Consider the following 12893-nt stretch of genomic DNA (forward strand, 5'->3'; position numbering starts at 1 on the left):
CGCGGCAGCAACTCTTTGCGACGCCACTCGCACTCACTGACAGAAGCGCACGAGCCGTCGCAATGAGCGGCCGCCGTCGCGACTCATGGTCAAGGAGCGATCGACATGACAGACATCACGCGCAAGGGATTCCTGGGTGCAGCCGCCGGCGGCACGGTGCTGCTTTTCTTGCAGGCCTGCGGCGGAGGAGGTGGCGACTACGGCTCTGCGCCGGCGCCCGCGCCGGCTCCACCTCCCCCCGCGCCTCCACCCCCGCCGCCACCATCGGGCCAATGCACACCGGCCAGCGCCGTGATTGCCAGCAACCACGGCCACGTGCTCGCGATCCCGGCCGCCGACCTCGACTCGACCACCGACAAGAGCTACAGCATCCGAGGCTCGGGGACACACGATCACGTCGTGACCTTCACCGCGGGCCTGCTGCAGATGCTGAAGAACGGGCAGACGGTGATGGCCACGTCGACGGAGACGAGTTCACACACGCACAGCGTCACCGTGAGCTGCATGTGACCAGGCGCTAGAGTGCGTCCTGGGTCAACACCGGGAGCAGCACTCATGGCCACACGTGGTTTCATCGGCCGACAACAGCCCGCCGGCTTGGCGGCGCGCACGCCGCCCGGGCAGCACCTGGTGGATGACTTCCCGGTGCTGTCTGCAGGGCCTGCGCCGCGCATCGAACTCGATCGCTGGTTCTTCGAACTCAAGGTCGGCCCGAAGCCCATCGTTCGGTGGAGCTGGGACGAGTTCAATCAGCTGCCGCAGACGCGGCTGACCTGCGACATCCACTGCGTGACCACCTGGTCCAAGCTGGACACGCCGTGGGAAGGCGTTCTCGTCGACGACATCATTGCCGCCGCCGGCCTCACTGCGCCGACACCCTTCGTGCTGGCCCACTCGCACGACGACTACTCGACCAACGTGCCGCTGGCCGATCTGGTGGGCGGCAAGGCGATGGTGGCGCTTCGCTACGAAGGCCACCCGCTCGAAAGAGACCACGGCGGGCCTGCGCGGCTGCTGGTGCCGCATCTGTACTTCTGGAAGTCGGCGAAGTGGCTGAAGGGCCTGCAGTTCACACAGCGCGACGAGGCCGGGTTCTGGGAGCTGCGCGGCTATCACATGTATGGCGATCCTTGGCGTGAGCAGCGCTACACGGATGACTGAAACAGCCGCGGCCGGCGTCGGTTGGCAATCGGCCACCGTCGTCGACGCTCGCCCGCTCACGGCGCGCATCAAGAGCTTCTGGGTCAAGCCCACGGTGCCCTTCGACTTCGTCGCGGGCCAGCACCTGGACTTGCGGCTGACGGCAGAGAACGGCTACAGCGCCGTTCGAAGCTACTCGATCGCCTCGCCGCCCGCGACGCACGCCGATACGATCGAGCTCGCAATCGAGCGGCTGGGTGATGGCGAGGTGTCGCCGTTCTTCCACGACGTGGTCGAGGTTGGCGACGAGATCGAGCTGAGGGCCCCGCTGGGTGGCCACTTCATCTGGCGCCACACCGACGGCGGGCCGCTGCTCCTGATCGGCGCAGGCTCGGGTGTGGTGCCGCTGATGTCGATGATCCGGCACCGCAGCGCCGCGCAGTCCGGTGTGCCGACGGTGCTGCTGCTGTCTTCTCGCAGCTGGAGCGACGTGCCGTTTCGCGATGAGCTGCTGAGCCTGCACCACGCGCAAACCGGCTTCTCGCTTGCGCTGGCGCTGACGCGCGAACCGGCGCGAAGTGCATCCGACTACGGCCGCCGCATCGACCACGAGATGCTGGTCGATGTGATGCGCCGTCTGCCCGCTCCGCCGAAGCACGTGTTCGTCTGCGGCTCCAACGGCTTCGTCAACGTGGCCACCGATGCGGCGATGGCCGCGCAGATTCCGGTGGCTGCGATTCGCACCGAGCGCTACGGCACGTAGCCCTTGCGCTGATTTGACGAAGAATCCCGCGCGCACAATCGATCGCATGGAAAAACCGTTCTCTCCCGCCTGCGAGCGCAACCAGCATGTCATTCTCGAGGTGCTGCAGCAGCACTTTGCCGATCGAACCCGCGTGCTCGAGATCGGCAGCGGAACCGGGCAGCATGCAGTGCACTTCGCGCGAGCCTTGCCGCACTTGCTGTGGCAGACGTCGGACGTTCCGGCCCATCTGGACGGCATTCGGCAATGGCTGTCCGAAGCCGCGCTCGCGAATACACCGCCACCGCTGAGCTTCGACATCAACGGCGACGCGCCTGCAAGCGAGTTCGACGCGGTCTTCAGCGCCAACACGCTGCACATCATGGGCTGGAGCGAAGTGCAGCGCCTCTTCGCGCTGCTGCCGCAATTGATGAGCGATGGGGCCGTGCTCGTGGTCTACGGCCCGTTCAATTACGGCGGCGAGTTCACCAGCCCGAGCAATGCGGCTTTCGATGCGTCGCTGCGCGAGGGCGATCCGCGGCGTGGCATTCGCGACTTCGAAGACGTCGATGCGATCGCGCGAGGGGCAGGACTGGCCCTCGTCGAAGACCGCGCCATGCCGGCGAACAACCGCTGCATCACCTGGAAGTTGAAGCGGCCCTGACGCGTAGCGCAACGCTCAGCGCTGTGCGGCGCCGTTGAAGAACATATCCAGGGCACGGCCGACCATCAGACGAATTTCTTCGAGCGTCAGCGGCAGCGGGTCTCGTTGATACAGCCTCGCGTCGATCTCCGCCGTGACCAATGCGGTGAAGTGCGCGGCCGCCACCTTCGGGTCTGAGCGGCGGAGTTCGCCGCGCTCTATGGCCGCCGACAGCAGCCCCGCAATCGCCTCCATGGCTTCGGCCGGGCCCGAGTCGTAGAACAGCTGCCCCACGTTCGAACGGCCTGCTTCGGCCACGACCATGCGGTAGACCGCGAGCGCGCTCTCGTCATGCGTCAGCACATTGAGCATGCGCTCGCCGAATTGCGCGAGCCGCGCCTCCAGCGCGGCGCGCCCCACGGTCACTTCGGCAGCCAGTTCTTGTGTCGCTTCGACAAGGTGGCCAGTGGCCACCGCCTCGACGACCGCGATGAACAGCTCCTCTTTGGAAGGGAAGTACCCGTACAGGGTGGCCTTCGAACCGCCGAAGCGCTTGGCCAGCTCGTTCATCGACGCCCGCTCGTAGCCCATTTCCTTGAACAGCTCGGCGGCCGTTTCAACGATGGCGCTGCGCCGTGCTTCCGTTCGCACTTTCATCGTGTCTCCCAAAAATGAACCCAACTGTACATTTTTCTTGACACCGTTCCACTGCCCATCCAATAATGAACTGTACAGATCGGTATCGATTTGACGCCCGAGGAGCAGCTCCTTGTAGTGACCACCGCATACGTGTTGCTGCCTATCCCATGGCTCTGTCGCCTCTCAATCCTCCACCCATCGGAAGACCTCACATGCATACCTTCAACCTGTCTCGACTGGCCAGTTTGGCTGCCCTTTGTGCCGCCCTGGCAGCGTGCTCTACCACGCAGCCTGTGCCGTACTCCGGCCTGGCGTCGTCGTCGAAGTTGCAAGCCAACGAGCGGGACAGTGACGGCCGGGTGCCATACGAATACAAGTCCGACACCGACTGGAGCCGGTATGCCGCCTTCATCGTCGACCCCGTGGTCATCTACCGCGGCACGGACAACCAGTTCGAAGACATCTCCGACCAGGACAAGAAGTACCTCGCCCGGTACATGCAAACCCAGTTCACTGAGAAGCTGTCGACCCGGCTTAAAACTTCGCGCGCACCGGCCGATGACACGCTGCGCATCAAGCTCACGCTGACCGGTGCCAAGGCCAACACGGCGTTCATGAGCACCTTCACCCGATTCGATCTGGTCGGTGGCCCGTACAACGCGGTGCAAGCCGCACGCGGCAAGGAAGGCGCCATGACGGGCTCTGTGAGCTTTGCCGTCGAGATCTACGACTCTTCGACGAATGCATTGCTCGGGGCTTACGTGTCCAAGCAGTACCCCAATGCATGGAACCTCAAGGCTGGCCTGGGCGCCATGAGCGCGTCGGAGGTGGGTATTCAGAAAGGCGCCGACCAGTTGATCACGTACCTGCGCTGAGGGGCGCTGGCCATGAGCGGGGGCGACTCTTCAGGAGCTGCTGTGCACGCGCGGCAGCTGCCTCGCGCATGGGGCGCGGCCCTCGGCGTGCTGGCCGCTTCGGCTGCGCTGGCGCTGCTCTACCTGGGGCGCCAGATCCTCGTGCCGGTGACCTTGGCGGTGCTGCTGTGTTTTGCGATCAGCCCGCTGGTTCGCAAGCTGCGTCACATTGGCATGGGCCACGTGTCATCGGTGCTAGGCGCCGTGGCCTGCACCGTGGTCGTGTTGTCGATGCTGGCCGGCTTGATCGGCGCCCACGCGCTGCGGATGGCCGCGAGCCTCCCGGCCTATCAGGCCACGCTCGAGAAGAACTTGCGGTCCCTGCGAATCCTGGCCTTGTCGCCGATGGAGAAGACGTGGGACGCCGCCGAGAAGCTGCTCGACCCCGTTGGCTCCAGCAGCGCTGATGCGGATGCGGCAAAGCTCGAACCGAAGTCAGCTGTGCGGTCGGCTCAGGCGATCCCGGTCGAAGTGCGCCCTCCGAAGCCTGCATCCATGGAGCGGCTTCAGCGGCTGGTGGGCTGGCTGTGGGGGCCGATCGGTGGTGCGGGCATCGTGGTCGTCGTGCTCATCTTCCTGCTGCTGGAGAGAGAGTCGCTTCGGGACCGGTTCATTCGCCTGGTTGGCGGCAGCGATGTGCGCGCGACCACGTCGGCCCTTAACGACGCCGGCGAACGGCTCTCGCGTTACCTGGCACGCCAGATCGCCGTCAACATTGGCTTCGGGCTGGTCATCTGGGCAGCGCTTGTTTGCATCGGTTTGCCGGAAGCGGCTCTCGTCGCAGCGCTCACCGCCTTGTTGCGCTTCGTGCCGTATGTGGGCGTGCTGGTTGCCGGCGTGTTCGCGATGCTGCTGGCACTGGCCGCCACCGATGGCTGGACGCTCATGTCGCTGACGGGCATCGTCTTCCTGACGGTCGACCTGATCACCTCGCATGTGATCGAACCGCGCGTCTATGGGCAGGCGACCGGGCTGTCCCCGCTTTCCATCGTGTTGGCCACGCTGTTCTGGGGCTGGCTGTGGGGGCCGGTGGGCGTCATCATCGCGACGCCGTTGACGCTGTGCCTGGCGGTCGCGGGGCGCCACGCCGAATCTCTCGGGTTCCTCGACATCGTTCTGGGCGACGGCCCGGCGCTGACGATGGCCCAGAAGTTCTACCAACGCGCCTTGTCAGGGGACGCAGACGAGATCATTGCGGGCGCACGCCAGTACCTGCGGCGCTGGTCGTTCGCGGCCTACTGCGACACCGTGCTGATGCCCGCATTGCGGCTCAGCCGCGCCGACTACGCGAAAGGCCAGATCACGCTGCGGCAGCAGGCCGAGTTGCGCGACGCCATCGTGCAGGTGGTCGAAGCGCTCAACGGAGCAGAGCGTGACCCTCTCTTCAACCCGAAGCGAAAGACGGTGCTGGAAGAGGTGGGCTCTGGGCGCCTGCTGCTTCAGCAGCGGATGCTGCGCCAGCGCACCGAAGCGCAGGTATCGCCCGATGCGGATTCGATCGTTGTGTGCGTCGGCATGGGCTTGCCCGGTGATGACCTCGCCACGGAGATTCTGGTGCGCATCCTGCGGGCTTTGCACATGGATGCGCTGCATCTCACGGCCGAAGACCTGCACGCGTCTCGGTACCCACGCACGCACGCGTCGGCGATCAGCACGGTCTGCCTCGTCACGATGATGGGAGGCGACCCGTCGGACACCGGCGTTCAGTTGAGTCGCCAGGTCCGATCGGAGGCGCCTGACGCGTACGTCATGGCGCTGCTGATTCCGGGGCTGTCAGAGAACCCTGCGCAGGCAGAACTGCGCGCGACCATCGACCAGATGGTCAGCTCGTATGAGCAGGTGGTGCACGAACTGCAGTCTCGGGTGGCCGGTGCTCGTACGCCTTCGATCTCAACCTGAGCGGGAAAGTCAGACCTTGGCCTGAGCCTCGGTCGCGTCCACCGGGTCGCTCAGGTGGGATCCCACCAGAAGACCGCATCGGCGAAGAGGGCAAAGGCTTCAAGTACATCCTGCACGGCGTGAACCTGGAGCGCATTCGCTGAACAGGAGCCATAGATGACCGCTCGAAGAAGCACAGGCCCGCATCGCCGCCCCGAACGCCAGGCGTGGCTCAAGTGCCTGATCATGGTGTCGTCCCTGGCCCTTGCAACGGGCCTCGCGCAAGCGCAGGTCTGGCCCGCCAAGCCGGTGCGCATCATCGTGCCAGCAGCGCCCGGCGGCAGTGCGGACCCGCTAGCTCGTCTCGTCTCCGAAGAGCTGGGCCGAACCTTCGGCCAGACCTTTCTGGTGGAGAACCGGCCTGGCGCCAACGGCAATGTGGGTGCCGTGGCCGCCGTTAAGTCCCCGCCCGACGGCTACACACTGATGCTGGGTTGGGCCGGCACGCTGGTGTCGGCCGTCACGCTGTACCACGCCAAGCCCTACCACCCACAGAAGGACCTCGATCCGCTGGTGTTGATCGGCTCACTGCCCAACATCGTCGTCGTCCATCCGAGTCTGCCAGTGTCGACGCTCAAGGAGTTGACGGCCTACGCCAAGACCCGCCCGGGGACAGCTCAACTTCGGCTCCACCGGCAGCGGAAGTTCGTACCACCTGTCCGGCGAGCTGTACAAGAAGACGGTCGGCGTGTTCATGGTGCACGTGCCTTATGCGTCACCGGGCGCAGTGTTCAACGACCTGCTCGGCGATCGGTTGCAGCTGGCCTTTCCGGGCGTTGCCGCTGCAGCGCCTTTCGTGAAGGAAGGGCGTCTGCGTGCCTTGGCGCTGATGGCCGACAAGCGGTCCGACGTGCTGCCCGACGTACCCACCACCAGGGAGCTCGGCCTGCCCAAGCTGGTGTCCGAGACGTGGTTCGGGCTGGTCGCACCCAAAGGCACGCCGCCCGACATCGCCATGAAAGTGAACCAGGCCGTCAACGCGGCGCTGAACACGTCGGCCCTCCGCGATCGGCTGGTGGCCATGGGCTACACGCCGCTGGGTGGTACGCCGGAGCGTTTTGCCGCGCTGCTCGACGAGGACATCAAGAAGTGGGCAGATGTCGTTAAGTTCTCCGGCGCGACGGTCGACTGATCACCTTCGCCTACATGGCATCGGCTGGGCGGCGCAGAGGGGTGAAGCGGCGGGGTGAGAACCACGTGCAGTGGTGTGCACCGGTTCGTGGCATGCGTCACACGCGGAACCTGCCGACGCGGAAATCAAGAAGCGGACCCGGCGCGTTGCGCTTTCGGTGCGGTCCTGTCTCGTCACATGAGAACCAATGTGGTCGGTTCGTGTGCCGCTGATCGCAGCGTCTGAGCTCACATTCTGGCCACTTGCAACAAAGTCTTCACACCTCGCCGGAATGGCGATCGGATCACCCTTTTCGGCACATGGCTTGCGTGCGGTGAGCGATTGATCACGACCACCGGAAGATCCATGTCATCGAACGACGCCCCTGTTGCACTGAAACGCCGCGCCCTCCTTCAGGCGTTCGGTGCCGCACCGCTGCTGGCTGCCCTGCCGGGCTGCGGTGATTCCGAAAATAGTGGCGATGGCAATGGTGAGTCGGTTTCGGTGGCACCGGCACCGGCGCCCGCTCCAGGCTCCGGTACCGGTGGCGCACCCGCACCTGGCCCCGCTCCTGCACCCGCGCCCGCGCCCGCGCCGGCGCCCGCATCGGCTCGCACCTTTGTTCACCCCGGGCTGCTGCACACCGACGCTGACTTCAAGCGCATGCGCGAGAAGGTGGCCGCGCAAGCGCAGCCCTGGCTCGATGGATGGACGGCACTGATCTCCAACAGCCGCAGCCAGCTCGGCGGAACGCCGCGTCCGCTCGCCACGGTGGTGCGTGGCGGAGACGGCTCGAACTTCGCGCAGCTCTACATCGACGTCGCCCGCAGCTACCAGCTGGCACTACGCTGGAAGGTCTCGGGCGACACCGCCTACGCCGAGCGGGCTGTGCTGTTCCTCAATGCCTGGTCGTCGACGCTGACCGAGATCACCGGCAATGCCGACCGCTACCTGGCGGCCGGCATCTACGGTTGGCAGTTCGCCAACGCCGCCGAGATCATGCGCACCTATTCGGGCTGGGCAGCGGCCGACTTCGCGCGCTTCCAGAAGATGATGCTCGAGGTGTTCTATCCGCTCAGCAGCCGCTTCCTGCGCGAGCACAACGGCGCCGTCATCACGAACTACTGGGCCAACTGGGACCAGTGCAACATCGCCTGCGTGCTGGCCGTCGGTGTGTTGTGCGATCGCGAAGACATCTACAACGAGGCCATCAACTACTACCGCAACGGCCAGGGCAATGGCGCCGGCCTGCAGGCCGTCTACCACGTGCACCCGGGCTACCTCGGCCAGGCACAGGAAAGCGGCCGCGACCAGGGCCACGCCACGCTCGGCGTGGGCCTTGCCGGCGCGTTCATGGAGATGGCGTGGAACCAGGGAGACGACTTCTACAGCTATGACAACAACCGGTTCCTCACCGGCGTGGAGTACGTGGCCAAGTCCAACTTGAAGGATGCGAACGACGCGTTCAACGTGGTCCCCTATCTCACGTATGCCAACAAGCAGGGCGTGTCCACGGGCGTGTCTCCGGCAGCCCTTGGGGCCAAGCGGCCGGTCTGGGAGTCGGCGCTGCATCACTACGAAGGCCGCCTGGGTGTGGCTGCCAGGTACGTCAAGCAGCAGGCCCTGCAAATGCGCCCCGAGTACGACGGTGGCAATGGCGACCAGTTGGGCTTCGGCACGCTCACGTTCGCACGCGACCCGGTGGCCGGTGGCCGCCCGAGCGGGCTAACCGCGCGGCGCCAAGCCAGCCAGGTCGAGCTGTCGTGGTGGGGCGCACCGGACGCCATCTCATACAACGTCAAGCGCGCCACCAGCTCCGGCGGGCCCTACACGGTCATGGCCACTGGCGTGAACGACCTGCTGACCTGGACCGACCCATCGCCTCCCGCTTCCGTCTGGTATGTCGTGACTGCGGTCAGCGCCTCTGGCGAAAGCGCGGTCTCCAACGAGGTGGCGGTCGCCATGCTTCCGCAGTTGTCGCTGCACCTCAAGTTCGATGAAAGTACCGGCCTGTCTGCTGCCGACGCAACCGGGCACTGGCCTGCCAGCAAGCTCACGCGCGCCGCAGGGTGGACCGCCGGCCGCCAGCAGGGCGGCGCCTGGACGCTGGACGGCACCAGCGATTTCGTCACGCTGCCTGCCAACGTCACCAGGGACTTGAGCGACTTCACCATCGCCGCGTGGGTCTACCTCGATGCATCCACGGCGTGGGCGCGCGTCTTCGACATTGGCTCCGGCCCGCGCCGCTGCATGTTCCTCACGCCGCGCAACGGTGGAGGCGTCGTTCAGTTCACGATCGACACCGAGCACGGCTACGTGGCAGAGCACATCGTGGGCGGCGCCGCGCTGCCCACAGGGGTGTGGACCCACGTGGCGGTCACCCTCGCAGGAAACCTGGGCACCCTCCACGTCAACGGCGTGGCCGTCGGCAGCAACGCGGCCATGCACTTCGCCCCGTTCCGTCTGGGCGTGGGCATGGACGGCTGGATCGGGCGTTCGCAGTATGCGAGCGACCCGCTGCTGAAGGGCAAGGTCGACGACTTCCGCATCTACCAGGGTGCACTCGAGGCCGCCGCGATGGCGACCCTGGCCGCCGCCTGATCGCTGTTCTGCCAGCAGCTGTCTTCAGCTGGCCAGCAGTCCTTTCAGCGCGTCGTCCAGCACCTTGATGTCGGCCGGGCTGGTGCCCGGGCCGCCGGCGAAGTGGCCCCAGTCGGTGTCGATCACCTGCAGCCTGGCGTTGGGCATGTGCTTCACTTCGAACTCGTTGTCGGCCGGAGGGAAGTAGAGGTCGGTCGAGGCGGGCATCACGATCGCCTTGGCCTTGATCGCGCCGAGTGCCTTCACGAAGTCGCCCTTGAAGACCTCGTTGTTGCTGATGTCGCCGTTCTGCCAGGTCCACAGCATGGTCAGCAGGTTGTTCGCATCGCGGTTGAGGAACAGGCCTTCCCAGAAGCCCACCAGAAAGTCCTCGAGCGAGGCATGGCCCATGGCTTCCAGATCGAGCTGGTGGCGGTAGAAGGCCTGTGAGAAGCCCCAACCCGCGTACACACGGCCGAAGGCGCGCAAGCCCTTCTCGGGCGGCGTGTCGTACCAGCCGTCCTTGAACGCCGCATCAGCGAGCAGAGCCGCCTTCGCGCCTTCGAGGAAGACGAAGTTGTGGCGCGAGCATTTCGCTGAGCCCATGAATGGCAGGATGCGCTCGACCATGTCGGGGTACAGCGCGCCCCAGTGGTAGGTCTGCAGCGCGCCCATCGACCAACCCGTCACCAGCTTCACCTTCGTGATGCCGAAGAGCTCGGTCACGAGGCGGTGCTGCTGCCGCACGTTGTCGTAGGCGGTGATGTTCGGGAAGCGAGACTTGTTGTACGGCGCCGGGTGGTTGCTGGCCGATGTCGACAAGCCATTGCCCAGCATGTTCGGAATGATGATGAAGTACTTGTCGGGGTCGAGCGCCTTGCCGTTGCCGATCAGCCATTCGTTCTCGTAGTGCTGGCCCGAGTACCAGGTCGGATAGATGATCACGTTGTCCTTGGCGGCGTTCAGCGTGCCATAGGTCTTGTAGGCCAGCTTGACGTCGCGCAGCGTCTTCTTGCATTGCAGCACCACGTCGCCGAGGTCGAACAGTTGGTAGTCTTTCATGGGGGTTCCTGCATCGTTGGTTGAGGAGGGATGGAGCGGTGGTCAGGCCATGGGAGCGAGGCTGTGCGCCTCGGCCGCGTCCCAGTGGCAGCGCACGTGCTGGCCCACGCTCACCGGGTCGTTGAAGAAGGTGTTCTCTTCGACATAGACGACGCAGCCCGGCACGCCCGGGTCGTCGGTCACCAGGCTCACCTTCATGTAGATGCCCTGGTACTCGAGCTCGCGCACGCGGCCGCGCAGCGTGTTGGGGGCAGGCACCAGCGCCTCATGTTCGCCGGTCACGCGCATGCGGTCGCGGCGCACCGCGAACGACAGGCTCTGGCCGGTGGTGACTGCGGTGCCGCCTGCGGTGGTGTCGTGCGGCAGCAGGTAGCAATCTCCCTGTGCGCCCTGCAGCGTGATGCTCGATTCGGTGACGGCGGCAACGCGCCCGTGCAGCACGTTCTGCCCACCGATGAAGGCGGCCACGTACTCGGTGCGCGGCTGTGCGTAGATCTCGCGCGGAGAGGCCGATTGGGCGATGCGGCCCTTGTCCATCACCACCACCTGGTCCGCCACCGCGATCGCTTCGAGCTGCGTGTGCGTCACGTGGACAAAAGTGATGCCGAGCTCGCGCTGCATGCTGCGCAGCTCGCCGCGCATCTGCAACCGCAAGAATTCGTCGAGTGCCGACAGCGGCTCGTCGAGCAGCAGCACCGTGGGCCGCATGATGATCGCGCGGGCCAGCGCGACACGTTGCTGCTGGCCGCCCGAGAGCTGGCCCGGCAGGCGATTCGCCAGTGCGCTCAGCTGCACCTGCTCGATCACGCGGTCGGCCTCGCGCAGCCGCTCGTGCTTGTCGATACCGCGTACCCGCAGTGCGAATGCGACGTTGTCGCGCACCGAGAGGTGCGGGAACAGCGCGTAGTTCTGGAACATCATCGCGGTGCCGCGCTCGCGCGGCGAGCGGCCGACGACGTTCTGCCCGTCGATCAAGATCGCACCCTCGCTGGCGGTCTCGTGGCCGGCGATCATGCGCAGCATCGTCGTCTTGCCGCAGCCGCTGGGCCCGAGCAGGCAGCAGTAGCTGCCGGGCTCGATGCGCAGGTCGATGCTGTCGACCGCGGGCGGGCCGTCTCCGAATCGTTTCGTCAGGCCGGCCAGCACGACACCGCCACGCGTCTCTTGGGGTGTTGGCGCCTCGGCGGCAGGAGAAAGGGATTGGGCGTTGTCCATGAACATGATGGCTGCGCGTTGCCGCGTTATCGAGAGGGGCGAGGCGCGATCCGGCGCCGCTGGATCACGACGACGGCGAGGATCGCCGCGCCGATGAAGAAGAACGAGATCGCCGTCGTCACGGTGCCGAGCGCGTAGATCGTGGGCGAGGTCACGTTCTGCGTCATGCTCCAGATCTCGATCGGCACGGTGTTGTTCGGGCCGGTGGTCTGCAGCGTGCGGGCGAACTCGTCGTACGACAGCGTGAAGCCGAACAGCGCAATCGCGATGATTCCGGGCGCAAGGATCGGCAGCACCACCAGGCGCAGCGTTTGCGCCGGGCTCGCGCCGAGGTCGCGTGCGGCCTCTTCGAAGGCAGCATCGAACCGGCCGAAGACGGCAAAGGTGATCAGCACGCCGAAGGGCAGGGTCCACGACAGGTGCGAGCCGAGTGCCGAGGTGTACCAGCTCGTCTGCCAGCCGAAGAGGCTGAACATCAAGCCGATGCCGATGCCGAGGATGTAGCCCGGCGCGGTCAGGCTCACGATCACCGCGTAGAAGATCGCGTTGCTGCCGCGCACCCGGCGGCGAAAGCCCAGGCCTGCGGCAACCGAGAACATGACGGTGATGGCCATCACGATCAACGCGAGGGGGATCGAGCGCGACACGGCACCGCTGATGTCGGCGCTGCGGCCTTCCCAGAGTTGATGGAACCAGTGCAGGCTCGCGCCGCGCATCGGGAATGACAGGGCGCCCTGTTCACCCTGGAACGACAGCACGTACATGCACAGCATCGGCCCGTAGAGGAAGAGCACGTAGGTCGCGAAGAAGACCGTGAGAACGTAGAAGGTCCACGGCCGCGCGAGCGCTTCGGCGGCGTGGCGCGATGCCGGCGCCATCGATGGAGCGGAGACAGGTGCAGGGATGACG

The 12893-nt window shown here is 65.8% G+C and carries 11 protein-coding genes and 2 pseudogenes; 9 read left to right on the forward strand and 4 right to left on the reverse strand.

What is annotated here, in order from left to right:
• The first annotated feature begins 105 nt into the window (after positions 1 to 105).
• The 4 genes from AC1DYS_RS18495 to AC1DYS_RS18510 are packed head-to-tail and all read left to right on the forward strand — an operon-like array spanning position 106 to position 2546.
• Positions 106 to 510, forward strand: coding sequence for a hypothetical protein (locus tag AC1DYS_RS18495; RefSeq protein WP_477901754.1), 405 nt, complete (start codon positions 106 to 108; stop codon positions 508 to 510).
• Positions 511 to 555: 45 nt separating this feature from the next.
• On the forward strand, positions 556 to 1161 hold the full coding sequence (locus tag AC1DYS_RS18500) for a sulfite oxidase-like oxidoreductase (RefSeq protein WP_477901756.1): 606 nt from the start codon (positions 556 to 558) through the stop codon (positions 1159 to 1161).
• A complete protein-coding gene (locus AC1DYS_RS18505) occupies positions 1154 to 1903 on the forward strand; it encodes an FAD-binding oxidoreductase (RefSeq protein WP_477901758.1) in 750 nt (249 codons plus the stop codon). The genes AC1DYS_RS18500 and AC1DYS_RS18505 overlap by 8 nt, the downstream gene beginning before the upstream one ends.
• A gap of 46 nt (positions 1904 to 1949) precedes the next feature.
• Positions 1950 to 2546 carry a DUF938 domain-containing protein gene (locus tag AC1DYS_RS18510; RefSeq protein WP_477901760.1) on the forward strand — a complete coding sequence of 199 codons (597 nt, stop codon included), beginning with the start codon at positions 1950 to 1952 and terminating at the stop codon, positions 2544 to 2546.
• A 15-nt stretch (positions 2547 to 2561) separates the two neighbouring features.
• Here the strand turns inward: AC1DYS_RS18510 and AC1DYS_RS18515 are convergent, their stop codons facing one another.
• Positions 2562 to 3245 (reverse strand): TetR/AcrR family transcriptional regulator C-terminal domain-containing protein, encoded by a 684-nt coding sequence (locus AC1DYS_RS18515; protein WP_477901762.1) that lies wholly within the window; start codon positions 3243 to 3245, stop codon positions 2562 to 2564.
• A 131-nt stretch (positions 3246 to 3376) separates the two neighbouring features.
• On the opposite strand from AC1DYS_RS18515, the gene AC1DYS_RS18520 reads away from it, so the two are divergent.
• The 5 genes and pseudogenes from AC1DYS_RS18520 to AC1DYS_RS18540 all read left to right on the forward strand — a co-directional run bounded on the left by AC1DYS_RS18520 (position 3377) and on the right by AC1DYS_RS18540 (position 9728).
• Complete coding sequence (locus AC1DYS_RS18520; RefSeq protein WP_477901764.1) at positions 3377 to 4039, forward strand: DUF3313 domain-containing protein; 663 nt, start codon at positions 3377 to 3379, stop codon at positions 4037 to 4039.
• A 42-nt stretch (positions 4040 to 4081) separates the two neighbouring features.
• Entirely contained in the window at positions 4082 to 5977 is a 1896-nt protein-coding gene (locus AC1DYS_RS18525) for an AI-2E family transporter (RefSeq protein WP_477901766.1), read from the forward strand.
• A 225-nt stretch (positions 5978 to 6202) separates the two neighbouring features.
• A pseudogene (locus AC1DYS_RS18530) lies at positions 6203 to 6613 on the forward strand (Bug family tripartite tricarboxylate transporter substrate binding protein); the annotation flags it as partial.
• Between the two features lie 25 nt (positions 6614 to 6638).
• Positions 6639 to 7148: pseudogene (locus AC1DYS_RS18535) on the forward strand (Bug family tripartite tricarboxylate transporter substrate binding protein); the annotation flags it as partial.
• A gap of 345 nt (positions 7149 to 7493) precedes the next feature.
• Positions 7494 to 9728 carry a LamG-like jellyroll fold domain-containing protein gene (locus tag AC1DYS_RS18540; RefSeq protein WP_477901768.1) on the forward strand — a complete coding sequence of 745 codons (2235 nt, stop codon included), beginning with the start codon at positions 7494 to 7496 and terminating at the stop codon, positions 9726 to 9728.
• A 24-nt stretch (positions 9729 to 9752) separates the two neighbouring features.
• Here the strand turns inward: AC1DYS_RS18540 and AC1DYS_RS18545 are convergent, their stop codons facing one another.
• Genes AC1DYS_RS18545 through AC1DYS_RS18555 form a run of 3 tightly spaced genes read right to left on the reverse strand, consistent with a single transcriptional unit; the run spans position 9753 to position 12862 of the window.
• Positions 9753 to 10769, reverse strand: coding sequence for an alpha/beta fold hydrolase (locus AC1DYS_RS18545; protein ID WP_477901770.1), 1017 nt, complete (start codon positions 10767 to 10769; stop codon positions 9753 to 9755).
• 42 nt (positions 10770 to 10811) lie between these two features.
• Entirely contained in the window at positions 10812 to 11984 is a 1173-nt protein-coding gene (locus AC1DYS_RS18550) for an ABC transporter ATP-binding protein (protein ID WP_477901772.1), read from the reverse strand.
• Between the two features lie 26 nt (positions 11985 to 12010).
• A complete protein-coding gene (locus tag AC1DYS_RS18555; RefSeq protein ID WP_477901928.1) occupies positions 12011 to 12862 on the reverse strand; it encodes an ABC transporter permease in 852 nt (283 codons plus the stop codon).
• Between the last annotated feature and the right edge of the window lie 31 nt (positions 12863 to 12893).

Source organism: Rhizobacter sp. P2_G4, from assembly GCF_056403575.1.

Excerpts from the sequence above, each read along its gene's own strand:
- AC1DYS_RS18495 (WP_477901754.1), top strand. The coding sequence starts at position 106 with ATGACAGACATCACGCGCAAGGGATTCCTGGGTGCAGCCGCCGGCGGC.
- AC1DYS_RS18500 (WP_477901756.1), top strand. The coding sequence starts at position 556 with ATGGCCACACGTGGTTTCATCGGCCGACAACAGCCCGCCGGCTTGGCG.
- AC1DYS_RS18505 (WP_477901758.1), top strand. The coding sequence starts at position 1,154 with ATGACTGAAACAGCCGCGGCCGGCGTCGGTTGGCAATCGGCCACCGTC.
- AC1DYS_RS18510 (WP_477901760.1), top strand. The coding sequence starts at position 1,950 with ATGGAAAAACCGTTCTCTCCCGCCTGCGAGCGCAACCAGCATGTCATT.
- AC1DYS_RS18520 (WP_477901764.1), top strand. The coding sequence starts at position 3,377 with ATGCATACCTTCAACCTGTCTCGACTGGCCAGTTTGGCTGCCCTTTGT.
- AC1DYS_RS18540 (WP_477901768.1), top strand. The coding sequence starts at position 7,494 with ATGTCATCGAACGACGCCCCTGTTGCACTGAAACGCCGCGCCCTCCTT.
- AC1DYS_RS18545 (WP_477901770.1), bottom strand. The coding sequence starts at position 10,769 with ATGAAAGACTACCAACTGTTCGACCTCGGCGACGTGGTGCTGCAATGC.
- AC1DYS_RS18550 (WP_477901772.1), bottom strand. The coding sequence starts at position 11,984 with ATGGACAACGCCCAATCCCTTTCTCCTGCCGCCGAGGCGCCAACACCC.
- AC1DYS_RS18555 (WP_477901928.1), bottom strand. The coding sequence starts at position 12,862 with ATGGCGCCGGCATCGCGCCACGCCGCCGAAGCGCTCGCGCGGCCGTGG.